The sequence below is a fragment of the Cellvibrio sp. QJXJ genome (genome assembly GCF_024452345.1).
In the GTDB taxonomy this organism is placed as follows: domain Bacteria; phylum Pseudomonadota; class Gammaproteobacteria; order Pseudomonadales; family Cellvibrionaceae; genus Cellvibrio.
In genome coordinates this window covers 3291858-3306936 of the sequence record NZ_CP101662.1, presented here as the reverse complement: position 1 = coordinate 3306936, position 15079 = coordinate 3291858, and the positions used below count along the sequence as shown (strand labels likewise).

At 46.8% G+C, this 15079-nt stretch carries 14 protein-coding genes; 12 read left to right on the top strand and 2 right to left on the bottom strand.

Features of this window, described 5'->3' with window-relative positions; all coding sequences use genetic code 11:
• Nucleotides 1-8 precede the first annotated feature (8 nt).
• Nucleotides 9-473, bottom strand: a complete 465-nt coding sequence (locus tag NNX04_RS14330; protein ID WP_261946208.1) for an Lrp/AsnC family transcriptional regulator — start codon at nt 471-473, stop codon at nt 9-11.
• A 297-nt stretch (nt 474-770) separates the two neighbouring features.
• Between NNX04_RS14330 and leuA the strand changes: the two genes are divergently transcribed.
• The 7 genes from leuA (at nt 771) to NNX04_RS14295 (ending at nt 9985) form a co-directional block, all read left to right on the top strand.
• A complete protein-coding gene (gene leuA / locus NNX04_RS14325; protein ID WP_007639125.1) occupies nt 771-2438 on the top strand; it encodes a 2-isopropylmalate synthase in 1668 nt (555 codons plus the stop codon).
• A gap of 435 nt (nt 2439-2873) precedes the next feature.
• Nucleotides 2874-4124, top strand: a complete 1251-nt coding sequence (locus NNX04_RS14320; RefSeq protein WP_007639128.1) for an ABC transporter permease — start codon at nt 2874-2876, stop codon at nt 4122-4124.
• 14 nt (nt 4125-4138) lie between these two features.
• On the top strand, nt 4139-5401 hold the full coding sequence (locus NNX04_RS14315) for an ABC transporter permease (protein ID WP_007639130.1): 1263 nt from the start codon (nt 4139-4141) through the stop codon (nt 5399-5401).
• Nucleotides 5402-5598: 197 nt separating this feature from the next.
• On the top strand, nt 5599-6324 hold the full coding sequence (locus NNX04_RS14310) for an ABC transporter ATP-binding protein (RefSeq protein WP_007639136.1): 726 nt from the start codon (nt 5599-5601) through the stop codon (nt 6322-6324).
• Between the two features lie 5 nt (nt 6325-6329).
• Nucleotides 6330-7568, top strand: coding sequence for an ABC transporter permease (locus tag NNX04_RS14305; protein ID WP_261946207.1), 1239 nt, complete (start codon nt 6330-6332; stop codon nt 7566-7568).
• A 10-nt stretch (nt 7569-7578) separates the two neighbouring features.
• Nucleotides 7579-8844 carry an ABC transporter permease gene (locus tag NNX04_RS14300; protein WP_151055200.1) on the top strand — a complete coding sequence of 422 codons (1266 nt, stop codon included), beginning with the start codon at nt 7579-7581 and terminating at the stop codon, nt 8842-8844.
• A 67-nt stretch (nt 8845-8911) separates the two neighbouring features.
• Nucleotides 8912-9985 (top strand): efflux RND transporter periplasmic adaptor subunit, encoded by a 1074-nt coding sequence (locus tag NNX04_RS14295; RefSeq protein WP_007639139.1) that lies wholly within the window; start codon nt 8912-8914, stop codon nt 9983-9985.
• Between the two features lie 79 nt (nt 9986-10064).
• Here NNX04_RS14295 and NNX04_RS14290 read toward each other — a convergent pair whose 3' ends face one another.
• Nucleotides 10065-10802, bottom strand: coding sequence for a hypothetical protein (locus NNX04_RS14290; RefSeq protein ID WP_151055197.1), 738 nt, complete (start codon nt 10800-10802; stop codon nt 10065-10067).
• 208 nt (nt 10803-11010) lie between these two features.
• Between NNX04_RS14290 and NNX04_RS14285 the strand changes: the two genes are divergently transcribed.
• The 5 genes from NNX04_RS14285 to NNX04_RS14265 all read left to right on the top strand — a co-directional run bounded on the left by NNX04_RS14285 (nt 11011) and on the right by NNX04_RS14265 (nt 15079).
• The gene (locus NNX04_RS14285; RefSeq protein ID WP_261946206.1) at nt 11011-11928 is read left to right on the top strand and encodes a MipA/OmpV family protein; all 918 of its coding nucleotides are present in this window, start codon (nt 11011-11013) and stop codon (nt 11926-11928) included.
• Between the two features lie 19 nt (nt 11929-11947).
• A complete protein-coding gene (locus tag NNX04_RS14280) occupies nt 11948-12373 on the top strand; it encodes a DUF3019 domain-containing protein (protein WP_225318519.1) in 426 nt (141 codons plus the stop codon).
• 44 nt (nt 12374-12417) lie between these two features.
• A complete protein-coding gene (locus tag NNX04_RS14275) occupies nt 12418-13575 on the top strand; it encodes a hypothetical protein (protein ID WP_261946205.1) in 1158 nt (385 codons plus the stop codon).
• 11 nt (nt 13576-13586) lie between these two features.
• The gene (locus tag NNX04_RS14270; protein ID WP_007639144.1) at nt 13587-14312 is read left to right on the top strand and encodes a hypothetical protein; all 726 of its coding nucleotides are present in this window, start codon (nt 13587-13589) and stop codon (nt 14310-14312) included.
• 65 nt (nt 14313-14377) lie between these two features.
• The gene (locus NNX04_RS14265) at nt 14378-15079 is read left to right on the top strand and encodes a winged helix-turn-helix domain-containing protein (RefSeq protein WP_007639146.1); all 702 of its coding nucleotides are present in this window, start codon (nt 14378-14380) and stop codon (nt 15077-15079) included.

The following is a 15079-nucleotide window of genomic DNA, read 5'->3' as shown; positions in this document are numbered from 1 at the left end:
TCAAGTGTTCATCCCACTGGCAACGCCGTTTTATCAATGGGCGATTTCAGCACAAACGACGAATGCACCCCGCTCACCCCTTCGATGCGGGTGAGTTTTTGCAGCAGGAATTGTTGATAAGCATCCATATCCTTCACTATGACCTTTAACAGGTAATCCGCCGACTGCCCGGTGATCAAGTGGCATTCCAACACTTCGGGGTAGGCTTCTACCGTTTTTTCAAAGGAATCAAACCTGTCCGGGGTGTGTTTATCCATGCTGATCTGGATAAACGACACCAGCGTCAGTCCGAGTTTGCGCGCATTGAGTAGCGCGACATAACCATCGATCAGCCCCGCTTCCTCGAGTGCGCGCACGCGGCGCAGGCAAGGGGAGGGCGACAGGCTGATACTGTCGGCCAATTCTTGGTTGGAAATGCGCCCATTTTGTTGCAGCGCCGCAAGGATCAAACGGTCGTAACGGTCGAGTTCCATAGCGATAAACTCCATATGATGGAAATTAAATTTCAATAAATTGAATTTTATAGCAATAATATTGTTCAATTATTGATATTAACACAAGCTTCGCAATCATCTGCCAAGCTCATCTGCCTATACTGGGCACATGTTGATAAAAGCCGTGCGCTACCCGCGCCGGAATGGGGTTCCTACCTGTGTGACCGCACTTCCAGGAATCCAGCGCTGTTATCCCCAGCTGTTGTGACCGGACCGGGCTTTCCATCAACCTCTATTTTTTACGATATACCTTTTTGCGACATCACGGAGTCAACCATGCTTGCCAATCCATCCAGCAAATACCAGCGTTTTGTCGGTGTTTCCTTGCCCGACCGCCAATGGCCGAATAATCACATTGAAAAACCGCCCATTTGGATGAGCACTGACCTGCGCGATGGCAATCAAGCACTGATCGACCCTATGTCCGTTGCCACCAAAATGCGTATGTTCAAAGAATTGGTCGCGATTGGTTTTAAAGAAATCGAAATCGGTTTTCCTTCGGCCAGCGAAATTGATTACAACTTCACTCGCCAATTGATCGAAGAAAATTTAATTCCCGATGACGTTACCATCGAAGTATTGGTGCAAGCGCGTTACGACTTGATCGAAAAAACCGTGGAAAGTTTGCGCGGCGCTAAGCGTGCGATTTTGCATATGTACAATCCACTCGCACCAGCGTTCCGTAAAATTGTGTACAACACCGATGAAGCAGGTGTAAAAAATATCGCGATTCAAGGTACTAAATGGTGCAAAGAATTAACCGCGAAAGCACCGGAAGTGGATTGGACTTTCCAATACTCGCCGGAAGTGTTTTCATCGACTGAAATCGAATTGGTAAAAGACGTGTGCGATGCGGTGGTAGAAATTTGGAATCCATCCCCGCAAAAGAAATTGATTTTGAATTTGCCCGCCACGGTGGAGATGAACACACCGAATACCTATGCCGATCAAATCGAGTGGATTCACCGTAATATCAATCGCCGCGATTCTATTGTTATCAGCGTGCATCCGCACAATGATCGTGGCACCGCAGTGGCTGCGGCAGAATTGGCAGTGATGGCGGGTGCAGATCGTGTTGAAGGTTGTTTGTTTGGCAACGGCGAGCGCACCGGTAATGTGTGTTTGGTTACTTTGGCGATGAATTTGTATTCGCAGGGCGTTAGCCCAGGGTTGGATTTTTCTGACATAGATCGCGTGCGTAAATTGCATGAAGAGTGCACGCAATTGCCGGTGCATCCGCGTCACCCCTATGCCGGCGAATTGGTATTTACCGCTTTTTCTGGTTCACATCAGGATGCAATCAAAAAAGGTTTTGCAGTGCAGAAAAAAGACGCACTCTGGGAGGTACCTTATTTGCCAATTGACCCGGCCGATTTGAATCGCAGTTACGATGCGGTAGTGCGGGTAAACGCGCAGTCCGGTAAAGGCGGTGTGAGTTTCCTGTTGCAACAGGAAGCCGGTTTGCAATTGCCGCGTCGTTTGCAAATTGAATTTAGCGGTGTGGTACAAAAAGTTAGCGACAGCACCGGGAAAGAAGTTAAAGCGACTGACATCGCACGGATTTTTAACGACGAATATTTTGCGGTAAATTCGCCTATCACTTATCAATCGAGTAAGTTTAGTGAGCAGGATGACACGCATCAGGTTGATATAGTCATCCACGCCCAACATCAGGACAAAACCGTGCAAATCAGCGGCAGCGGTAACGGCCCCATCGATGCCGCCGCCCACGCAATCAGTCAATTTATCGATGCGGAAGTGAGCGTGATTGATTATTCCGAACATTCCGTCGGTGAAGGCTCTGATGTGGCCGCGGTGACTTACGTGGAAATCAAAGTGAAAAATGGCAAACCGGTTTACGGTGTAGGGCAAGATCGCAACATTATTACCTCGGCTATAAAAGCGTTGATTAATGGTGTGAATCGCAGTGGGGCAATTAGCTAAGTAATACCGTTTTATCCAATCTAAAAAGCGCAGCTTCCTAAGATAACTCAAAGGGGCTGCGCTTTTTTATTCACTCTTTTTGAATCCAAATCAGTTCAATCATCATCCAACTATCGAGTCAACCAAATTCTATCCCCCAACCTGAATTTGGTTTTCTCTCCGCACTTGATAGCCAGCCGCGTGCAGCACCCCGGGGCGCGGCTGGTTATTGGGTTCCCGGCAGGTGCTGCTGCAGGGACTCTTTTTTGTCAATTTGCAACTGCATTTTTATAGATGAAAGTGCTAAGCACGCGGGTTGAACAAATATCCAAGTACACCAGTCTGTGTTAATTTGGGCGCCTTATTAATAAAAACAGTGGGAAGTGAATCCAAAAAGGAGATGGGTGCGTCAAAGCACTTATCCAGCTACTGCTACCGCACGATTAGGAAATCGCCATGGACAGCTTGCAAGAAATTCTATTTACCCTGCGCCAAAATAAACTCCGTACTGCGCTTACCGCCTTCGGTGTGTTTTGGGGCATTTTAATGTTGATCCTGTTGCTCGGCTCCGGGCGCGGTATGCAAAACGCATTTGCCGATGGTTGGAGCAACGACGTTTCCGATTCAATTTGGATTTTCCCCAGTACCACCTCTGTACCTTATTTGGGTCTACCGGTTGGCCGTCAAATTGCGTTAACCGACAGTGATATGGCAGCAATTCGCCAACAAATTCCCGGTGTGGGTTATCTCTCCAGCGAAAATCCGCTCGGCTCTTTTATCAATTCTGATATTTCAGTGATGTACGGCAATAAGTCCGGCAGCTTTGGGGTGCTGGGTGTGGCCGATCAATATTTTAATATCAAAGAAAAAGTGCGCTTTGATGATGGCCGCCGTTTGAATCCGTTGGATCAAGATGACAACCGCAAAGTGGTGGTGATAGGTACGCGGGTGAGTGAGCGATTATTTACCACCCACGCCGAAGCCATGGGCAAAGAAATACTAATTAACGGCATTTCTTTCAAAGTGATTGGTTTGTTTTACGACAAGGGTAATCAGGGGCGAATGTCGGAACGGTTGTATATGCCGGTGACCGCATTTAAAAAATCCTTTGGCGGTGGTCAAGAAGTAGCGTTAATTACTGTGCGACCCAAACCCGGTGTCGATGGCATCAAACTGGAAGAAGATATTCTCGCGCTGTTAAAACAGCGCCACAAAATTGCCCCCGACGATGTACGTGCAATTGAAGTGAGCAACAAAGCGCGCGAAGCGGAAGACATCAACGCCATGTTTACCGGCTTGAATATGTTTATCTGGTTGGTGGGCATTGGCACCTTGCTGGCGGGCATTGTGGGGGTAAGCAATATCATGATTATCACGGTGAAAGAGCGCACCCGCGAAATTGGTATTCGCAAAGCACTGGGTGCTAAACCCAGTTCCATTGTGGGGAGCCTGTTATTTGAATCGGTATTGGTGACCAGCGTGGCGGGTTACAGCGGTTTGGTATTGGGCGTGGGAATTTTGGAAGGCGTCTCGGCACTATTAACCGCTTTAAAAGTAGAACTGCCTTTTTTTCAACAACCGGAAATCGATTTGGGTATCGCCATTAGCGCTCTGTTATTGCTGATTCTCTCCGGGGTTTTTGCCGGATTAATGCCCGCATTGCGCGCTGCGCGCATCATGCCGGTTGAAGCAATGAAAGCCGAGTAGGGAAGGAGCAAAACATGTTTGATTGGGATAAATGGCAAGAAATTATCAACAGCCTCAAAAAACAAAAACTGCGCACTGGCTTAACGGCCTTTGGTGTTTTTTGGGGAATTTTTATGTTGGTTATTCTGCTCGGTTTTGGCACGGGCTTTGGCAGCAAAATTGAAGGCATTTTTGGCGATGCAAAAAATGTAGTGATTTTTTGGCCATCCAATACTACCCAGCTCGCCTTTGAAGGCCTGGGTAAAGGCCGCAGTGTGAAATTTACCGAAGCCGATGTAGAAGCCATTCGCCAAAAAATTGCCAGCGTAGAAATGGTGGATGGAAAGAATAATCTCGGCGCCTGGGGTGCCGCGCAGTATGTGGTTTATGGCAAAGAGAGCGGTTCGTTTTCGGTTAATGGCAGCCACCCCGGTTGGGAGCCGTTTGAATTTTTGAAAGTGACGGAAGGTCGTTACATTAACGCGCTGGACGAACGCGAGAAACGCAAGGTGGCGGTAATAGGCACCCGCGTGCAGGAAGTTTTATTTAAAGATGGCACTAACCCTATTGGTGAGGCGATTAAAGTAAACGGTGTGCAATTTGTGGTGGTGGGAATTTATAAATCCACCGAACCCGGTGATGGTGCACAGCAAGCTAACAGTAAAATAATTTTACCCAATCAAACGCTGCGTTACGCGTTTAATCAAGTCGACGCATTTCAAATGTTATTTTTTACTCCGGCACAAGGTTACAGCGCCTTTGATGCCGAGCGCGATGTCAAACAATTGCTCTACCAACGCAATCGCATTCACCCGGATGATTCCGGTGTGATCGGCGGTTTTAATATGGAGCAGGTTTATCAGCAAAATCGTGGTTTGGTAACCGGAGTAATCGGCTTTAGTTGGATGGTAGCGATTGGCACCATCATCGCCGGTGTGATTGGTGTCGGCAATATTATGTTGGTGGTGGTAAAAGAGCGCACGCGCGAAATTGGGTTGCGCAAAGCCATGGGGGCAACGCCCTTGAACATAAGCTTGATGATTGTGCATGAATCGCTGGTGATTACCGTACTTGCCGGTTACACCGGTTTGGTTGCGGGAGTATTTTTATTGGAAGGTATTCGCGCTTTGCTGGTTGGCTTGGGGCAGGGCGATGGTATTTTTGCGTCACCGTTTATTGATATTCAAATTGCAATCATGGCGCTTGCGGTGCTGGTGATTACCGGCGTGGTGGCAGCCTTATTACCAGCACGTAATGCGGCGAGTGTGAATCCCATTACTGCTTTGCAAGATGAATAAAATTGTTAGTGCAGTGAATCCAAAGCTGCTGCTAATGCATCAAAGTTAACAATAAGTCACTAATGGTGACACTTCACAATCGCGCTTAGCTGACACTTGTCATAAAAGTGTTAAGCGCGGTTAAAAAATACGGCTAGCCCTTGAAAAGTGAATAAGCTGCCTGCGCAGCCAACGAGCAAACCGCCAAGGAATTTAACATGATCAAACTCCATAACATCCATAAGTACTATCACTCCGGCGAGCAACCGCTGCATGTATTAAAGGGCATCGACCTGCATATCCGTGAAGGTGAATTGGTTTCGATTATGGGTTCCTCCGGTTCCGGTAAATCGACGCTGCTGAATATTCTCGGCATTTTGGATAGCCACGATCAGGGCGATTATTTTCTCGCCGGCCGTGAAATCAAAAACCTCAAAGAAAAAACAGCGGCAAAACTGCGCAATGAATTGTTGGGTTTTGTATTTCAATCGTTCAATTTATTGCCGTTTAAAAATGCTACAGAAAATGTTGCGCTGCCACTTTATTACCAGGGTGTCAGCCGCAAAGAGCGGAACTACCGTGCGGCACAATATTTGGAAATGGTGGGCTTGAGTAATCGCGCTACCCATATGCCTAATGAACTATCCGGTGGGCAAAAACAGCGCGTGGCGATTGCCCGTGCCTTGGTGACTAAACCTAAAGTGATTCTCGCCGATGAACCCACTGGTGCATTGGATAGCCAAACCACCCAGGAAGTAATGGCGCTGATAAAAGAAGTTCATCAGTTGGGCAATACCATTGTGATTGTTACCCACGAACAGGATATTGCTGATCAAACTCAACGGCAGATTATTTTAAAAGACGGTTTGATTGTTTCGGGCAAACACCATCATGCGCCACTAATAACGGCGGATGATCAGGATGAAGAAGAGATTCTAGGGTAAACACCATGTTTGATGGCTTACAAGAAATCCTCTACACCCTGCGCCAGAATAAATTGCGCACCCTGTTGACTGCCTTTGGGGTGTTCTGGGGTATTTTCATGTTGATTCTATTGCTCGGTGCCGGGCGTGGAATGCAGAACGGTGTTTACGATGGTTTTGGTTCTGACGTGCTGGATTTTATTGTGGTCTATACCGGCACAACGTCGATCGCCCACAACGGCAGGGGCGTCGGTCGTCAAATTGAGTTAACAACGGAAGATATTGCGGCGATTCAACAAAAAATCCCCGGAGTACGTATTGCTGCAGCGGAGAGCCAGCGCGGTGGAATCTCAATCATTTATGAAAAGAAAAATGGTTCTTTTGGAGTGCACGGTGTGCCCGATGATTTTTTCAAAATAAAAGAATCGGTGCCATTTAATTTTGGTCGAAAAATTAACCCGCTCGACGATCAACAGATGCGCAAAATTGCGGTCATTGGCACCGTGGTGAGCGAAAGATTATTTGGTAAAGATATAGACCCAGTGGGTAAAGATATTCGCGTTAACGGTGTAGTGATGAAAGTGGTGGGAGTGTTTTACGACAAGGGTAATCGCGGGCAGGATTCCGAGCGGGTGTACATACCACAAACCACTTTTCAAAAACTGTTTGGTACCAGCGATAAAATTGGCTCCATTTGGTTGCGCCCCCAAGCAGGGGTTGACGGTTTTAAATTTGAAGAAAGTGTCATGCAATTATTAAGGCAATGCCATCAGGTTTCACCGGAAGACAAACGTGCAATCCGTTCGTTCAATATGGCTGAGCCGGCAAAAATGGTGAACGGATTATTTTTGGCAATTAATGCATTCATTTGGTTTGTCGGATTGGGAACATTAATGGCCGGTATAGTCGGGGTGAGCAATATCATGATTATTACCGTGAAGGAGCGCACCCGTGAAATTGGTATTCGCAAAGCGCTGGGCGCAACACCTTTTGGCATTGTCACTACCTTGTTAATGGAATCGATTTTGGTAACGGCAATCGCCGGTTATGCAGGTTTGGTTTTGGGTGTGGGTCTATTGGAATTAGTGTCTTTTGGTTTGCGTTCAGCGGGGGCAAATTTACCTTTCTTCCAAAACCCGGAAGTGAATTTTCAGGTGGCGATTACCGCCATTATTTTATTGGTGTTGGTTGGTGCCTTAGCAGGTTTAGTCCCTGCTTTAAAAGCAGCACGTATCGCACCTATTGAAGCCATGCGCGCTGATTAAGGGCCACTTTATGTTAATAGATACCGAAAAGTGGCAGGAAATTTTCCTCACCCTTAATCAGCATAAAATGCGTACCACACTTACGGCATTTGGTGTGTTCTGGGGCATTTTTATGCTCACTGTTTTGCTCGGCGCCGGTAAAGCCTTGGAAAATGGGGTGGTGGAAGATTTTAAAGAAATTCCCAATGCAGTGTGGATCTGGTCGCAAAGCCCAACACAACTGGCTTATCAAGGTTTACCGGTTGGCCGGCAAATCCGTTTGAAAGTAGATGACGTCGAAGCGATTAAAAATAATGTGCCGAGTGTAGACAGAATTTATGCGCAAAATAGCGTGGGAATTTGGGATGGCTCACCAGCCTACACGGTATACAAAAAAAATAATGGCAGCTTTCCCATTCAAGGTACCCATGCGGGCATGGCGAATATCCACCAACAAAAAATTGTGGAAGGCCGTTATATCAATGAAATAGATGATAACAAGCGCCGCAAGGTGGCAATCATCGGCACTCGCGTAAAAGAGATTTTGTTTAAGCAGGGGGAAAATGCAGTTGGTGCGGATATTACCTTGGCGGGTATTAGTTTTCAGGTAGTGGGCGTTTATAAATCCAGCTCGACTAACCCCAACAGTGCTGAAGAAGAAAAGGTTTATATTCCCAATGACACGCTGCGCTACGCCTTTAACCAAGCGGATTGGGTGGGCAGTTTTGTGGTAATTCCTCCAGCAGGTATACATGCCGCTGTCGCAGAAGCGGATGTAAAAAAATATTTGTACGCGCGCAATAAAGTTGATCCAAATGATATGGGTGTATTGGGCAGTTTTAATTTGCAAAATGAATTCGACAAAATTTACGGTTTGTTCACCGGTATTAATGTGTTCAGTTGGATTGTAGCGATTGGCACAATTATGGCCGGCGCAATTGGTGTGGGCAATATTATGTTGATTGTAGTGAAAGAGCGCACCCGTGAAATTGGTTTGCGCAAAGCGCTCGGCGCAACACCGGCATCCATTATCGGCATGATTGTACAAGAGTCAGTTTTTATCACCGCCATTGCCGGGTATTTCGGTTTGGTAATGGGCGTACTTTTATTGGAAGGTATCAATATGCTGATGGAAGCCAATGGCGGTAGTGCCGGCATGTTCCGCAACCCGGAGGTGGATTTTAATACCGCCCTGAGTGCCGTAGCAGTATTAATTTTTTCAGGGTTCCTGGCTTCACTGATGCCTGCCGCAAAAGCAGCAACTGTGAATCCGATTGTCGCGCTGCAAGACGAGTAAGTTATTCACCACACTGTTTTAATTAATTTTACATCCACTATTTTTTAGCAATCGCAAGAAGGACGTCATGAAAAAGTTTATCTGGTTTGCCGTATTAGGTTTAATCGCGGTAGTGTTTATTGGCACTGCAGTATTCCTCTACAACAAATCCCAGGAAAAACCTGTGGTTTATCAATCGGACGAAGTATTTAAAACCACGATTGTGAAAAAGACGGTGGCAGTGGGTAAGGTGATTCCGCGGCGCGAAGTGGAAATTAAATCCCAGGTTTCCGGTGTCGTAGAAAAGTTGTATGTGGTTGCCGGTCAGAATGTAAACAAAGGCGATATCATTGCCAAAATTACTCTGGCACCCAATATGGTGATGTTGAACCAAGCTGAATCGCAATTAGAAACAGCAAAAATCAATTTACAAAATGCTACTGACGAATTTCAACGGCAGAAAAAGCTATTTGCGGATAAATTAATTTCTACCTCTGAATTTAACAAATTCATGTTGAACTATGATTTGCAGCGCGAGGCAGTGACTGCCGCGGAAAATAATTTGCTGCTGATGAAATCCGGTGCCACTAAAAAATCCGATAAGGTTTCCAACATGATTCCTGCTACCGTCACCGGTATGATTTTGGATCTGCCCTTTAAAGAAGGCGCATTTATTGTAGAGACCAGCTCCTTCGGTGCGGGCACCACTATTGCCACTCTCGCTGACATGAACGATATGATTTTTGAAGGTATGGTGGATGAATCTGAAGTGGGTAAAATCCGCGAAGGTATGGAGTTGGTTCTGGATGTCGGTGCGCTGGAAGGCGAACCCTTCACCGCCGTATTGGAATATATTTCACCCAAGGGTGTAACCGACCAGGGCACGATTAAATTCCAAATCCGCGCCGCCGTAAAACTGAGTGAAAAATTATTCCTGCGCTCCAACTACAGTGCGAATGCCGATATTGTATTGGAGAAAAAAGAAGGCATATTGGCAATCAACGAAGGCAATTTAATTGTGGAAGAGAAAGCCCAATTTGTTGAAATCGAAACCGGCCCGCAAAAATTTGAGAAACGCGAAGTTAAAACCGGCATCTCCGACGGTATTAACATTGAAATTCTGGAAGGCTTAAAAGAAGGCGATAAGATCAAACATCGCTAACTCAGTTCATAAATTAATATCCATAAAAAATCCCGAGCAGATTTTCTGATCGGGATTTTTTATGAAACCCTATTACCACTTAGCGCTTGGTAGCAATCACATCCAGGGTCATAAAATAAATGGTCGTGGTTGACTCAAAGCCTGAATCGGTGCCGAGTAAAATCCAAACGCTGCCATCCTCTGCGGTTACACCGGAAAAGGCGCCTGGTTCGCTGCGCAAGGTTTTGCGCATATAGTCGGTGTTGCTGTCACCACACTCGCGGCTGTTGGCAAAATCTCCCAGCACTATGGCATCGCTGCCACCCACGGCTTGGTTGCCTTTGTCGATATTCATTAACAAATCACCAGCACCGTTATTTACGGCCAGTGGTTCGGTTTTACTCGCACCTGCCTTTATCCACACACTTTCACCCGGCGCACCGCCCACACCCATGCAATTTTTTTGCGCGTTGGTGCCAAAACGGACTTTGAATTGAAATTCATAGCGAGTATTAGGCTCAAGCCCTTCGAATTTTTTGGTGATGAACATAAATAAATCATCACTGTGATTATTGCCACTCAACTTATAACCCTTGCGGTTTGTCGCCAAACTGGCGGGCAGGGTGGTAGAGCCTGCATCAAGCTCATAAAACGATTCCTGACCCACAGGGTAATCCGCAAAACCTGATTTCCAATCGGTATTGGTATCGTTAAAGTCGATGCTCAAGGCTTTTGAATTGGGGTCTACCGGTGGTAGTTTTATGTCGCTCCCACAGGCGCTGAGTAAACCGGTACTTAGTAATAAAATGACGGCGGGAATATAGCCAGTGAGTTGCATAGGGTCGCTCCTTTTAAGGTTATCTTCTATGGAACTATTGTGTGCAGCGCTTGTGGCAGCGTCTGTGGTGGATATGTAGCGACTGGTAAAAAAGTGTAACAGCGAGGGGAATTTTTTTTATCGCCGGATAACAGCTACAATTCCTTACAACCCTATACCGCGCGCTGGTTTATAAATAAGCTATCCCTCTCTTTTTTTGTGCAATCTTATGACTCTGATCCGCCAACTGTTCACCACTTTCTTGCCCGCTTTGGTTGCGCCTTGTTTGGCGGCGACTGCGTTTGCCTGTGAGCAGGGGCAGGGCGATTGTGTGGAGGTAGGTAAATGGGACGTGAGTGTTGGTTTGGGGGTTGGAGTGCGCACCAATCCACTGGCCGATAGTGACGATATTCCGCTGTTTATAGTCCCGCAGATTAATTATCAGGGTGAGCGCTTTTTTATCCAGAACCTGGATTTGGGTATGATCCTTTGGCAGAGTGAAACCCAACAGCTGAACCTGCTCGCCACTCCCAGTTACGATCAGGTCTTTTTTCATCGCTGGAGCCCGAGCAATTTTTTTATTGAAGGCAGTACGCTGGCGACTGCGGGAAAAGATACTGGCGGCGGCAAGAACCCGGTAGTGACCGAGGGTGATGGCGGCGACCGCGAATTGGTTGCGCCGGAATTTATGCCATTGCGCGAGCGCGATTTGCGCGATCGCCACATGGCCGGCCTTGCCGGTATTGAATATAGTTGGTCCAGTTCTTTGGTTGATCTACAGATCCAGTATTTAACCGACTTCACCCAAATTCATTCGGGCGAGGAACTGCGCATCGCCCTCGCCAAACAGTGGCGTTATGGCAAACATCAGTGGCTGGCGTCGGTGGGCGCTAATTGGCAGAGCCGCGAGGTAGTGAATTATTACTACGGCGTAAGTGATGCTGAGGCTGATGAGCGTGGTGCTTATATTACGGACGCGGCGCTCTCGCCGCTGCTGCGTTTGGATTGGAATTACGAGTTAAGCGCGCGCTGGGATTTGCGTGTGCTCGCCAGTTACCGTTTTTTACCCGACGAGATTTCAGCGAGCCCATTAATTAACGATAATAAAGTGATCACGGTTTTCGTTGGAGGGGTATACCATTTCTGATGGCCCGGTGCTGAACCGCTTGACCGCAACCTCGGTTGCATCCGGTTTATTCTTTGCAGCGCAGCTGCTGGGAAGCACGGCGCTCGCCAGCGATTTATCCGGCGCGGGTTCATCCGCATTACCGCTGATCCAGTTCTCCATCAAACCGCGTTTGTGTGTATTGAATGCCGGCGAAGAAGTGTGCCGCGACGAGCTTGAAGTTAAATGGCAATCCGCTGCGGTGCGTTCCCTGTGTTTGTATCAATCGGATAAAACCGAACCGCTGCGCTGTTGGCAAGAGGCCACGCAAGGTGAATATCAATTTGAATTAACCGCCAGTGCAAGCACCGATTTTGAATTGCGCGAAATAGACACGGGAACAGCGGTGAGCGATCAGCGTTTTCAAGTGGTCTACAATGACAAAAAATACCGCCGGGCGCGGCGCAACCCCTGGAGCTTTTTTTAGTTCTGTTCCCCCCGCAACCCATGGACTTATATAGGGTGTTCAATATGTTTCAAGCATTAGCTCACAAGGCGATTGCCTGTCTATTCCTGTTGGCAACTCCGGTTTTGGCCCAAACCGCTTTGTTTCATATGCAAGGTGAAATGGGTGATCGCGAAATGTATTTTGCAGATTTCAGGGTGGTGTCAGATAGGACACCAATGAATATGATTTTCGGCCCGCTCAGTGTAAAAGAGTTGGATGTGACCGCTGTGTATGAAAATGCTGCAAAACCGGAATACGTGGTAATGCGTTTGCAGTTTGAGTGCGTCAATAAATTTTCCTACGATGAGAAAAATATTCCCAAGCAGCCGGGTTTTAATGATCCGGTGAATATGCGCATGGCCGAGAATAGTTACATGCTGCGTCGGTCTGATTTAAAAAGCCAGGCAGTACCGACGAGTGACTGGAAACAAGTCAATTCGCCGATGTTATTAAAGGCCGCAAAAATCGCCTGTAATGATGATGTTATGCACACGGCAGTCAAAGCCGCACTAAACAAAAAAACCGAGCAATTTGAATTAGAGAAATTCAACAAAGAGATTCAAAAAATTGGATTGCCCGCCGATTTTTATTTAGTGAGTTATGTAACAGCGTCAGAATTTTTGGATTTTGCCTGGCAAGTAGCCTGGTGGCCAAAAAAACGCCCTGATCCAACCGGCAGATGGTCCAGTTATCCCACCAAAAAAGAGTGGGCTGAATATCAGAAAAAAATGGCGGAAATAGAAAACACTATTCAGTCGGTAGCGCAAACGATGAAACAGGACCTGGAGGCAAGCATCAACACCATGCAAGCCGAGTTTGATTTTAAGGAAGAGGCTGCAAAAATTCAGGGTAAACGGAAGTTGAATCGATTTGAGGTGCATTTAATTCAAGTCTGGCTTGGTAAAACAGAAACAGAAGTCGTCACAAAAATGGGCAACCCCATAGTCAATGAAGCGGGCACTATGCGCTTTTTGGACTACGCCAATGAATTCAATAATAAATCAGTAGTGATGGACATGAAGTCTGGCGCTGCGTGGGAAGAGGGCATTTATTCGCGCTGCAATTTTCAGTTTATTTTTATCCCTGACCAAAGTTCAGTGTGGCGGGTTGCGGATGTCCGGGTGTGGGCCAGTGGTGATAGCAGTTTTACCTGTAGCGGTTTTGCAGAAGTTCCAGATTAATAGGAGATAAAATGAAATATGTAATCAGTATTCTTGGTGCCAGTTTTTTCACGCTGTTAATTACTACCCACGCCAGTGCCAATTGTCCGGGTGGTATGGTGGCACAAGGAACCAATTGCGTAGCTGACCATAAAGAAAAAACAGCGGCTGCAGACAGCAATTTTGATGTCCTGGGCGGTATTATGGACACCAGCAAAAAAGAAATTAATGTTAAAGAAGCCATCGATGGCAATGTAAAAAATGCCTTGGAGAGCGCGGAGTACAAAGCGTGGGAGCAGGGCAGTTGGGAATTTTTTCAGGCCAGTTCCAAGGCAAAAAAAGGCGAGTATTGCACGGCGTTATTTAATAAACAGGGCAACATAGTGGCATTAATGGGCCCCGGTGGTTCTTACAAAGGCGCGCTACTGGCCTTCTCCAATCTTGCCGATACCGCTAATGGCGGTGGCAAATTCCCCATACCGGAAAAGCCCGGCACTATCGAACTCACGCTCTATCAAAATGCTGACCAACCCGCAAAAGTAAAAGCATTCCATTGGGATCTTGGTCAGGAGGATTTAGTGGGCGATGAAAAACCCCTGATTGTATTTGCGGTACCCACCATCGAGGCGGCGTTGGAAACGATGGAAGAAAAAATCAATTTTCGGCTGGAGTATAATGGCGACATTATCGAACAGGTTGAGTGGCATTCCGGTCAGATGGCAAAACAAAAATTGCTTGCTTGTTTGAAAGGTAACTAGCCGGTAAAAATTTCGTTGATAACAGTATTTCGATTAATCTATTTCTATCTTCCGGGTCTGGCTCCATGTCGCACAACAATTTAATTTTATTGGTTGAAGATGACCGCCGTCTGGCGCAGCTGGTAAAAGATTTTTTAGAGAGCAATGATTTCCAGGTTGCAATTGAGGAAAACGGCAATCGGGTATTGCGTCAAGCGCAAAACTTGAATCCCGCTTTGATCGTATTGGACTTGATGTTGCCCGGTAAAGATGGACTGACCCTGTGCAAAGAATTGCGCCCGCAATTCAAAGGCCCGATTTTAATGCTCACCGCGCGCGATTCCGATGTGGATCAAGTATTGGGTTTGGAATATGGTGCCGACGATTATGTGATTAAACCGGCGGAGCCACGTGTATTGCTTGCCCGAATTCGCGCACTGCTGCGCCGCTATTACCAAAATGATCCGCGTGAACAGGAAGCCTTAAACTTTGGTGAATTGTGCATTCAGCCCACCGCACGTAAAGTATTATTGGCAGGACAGGAAGTGGTGTTATCCAGTCATGAATACGATTTACTGCTCGCGCTCGCCGCGCAAGCGGGGCAAATTCTCAGTCGCGAATTTTTGTTTAACCATATATACAACCGCGAGTACGATGGGCTTGATCGCACTATCGATGTACGCATCTCCCAATTGCGCAAAAAATTAAATGATAATCCCGATAACCCGACGCGCATCAAAACCATTTGGGGTAAGGGATATTTATTTATTGCTGATGCCTGGCAATAA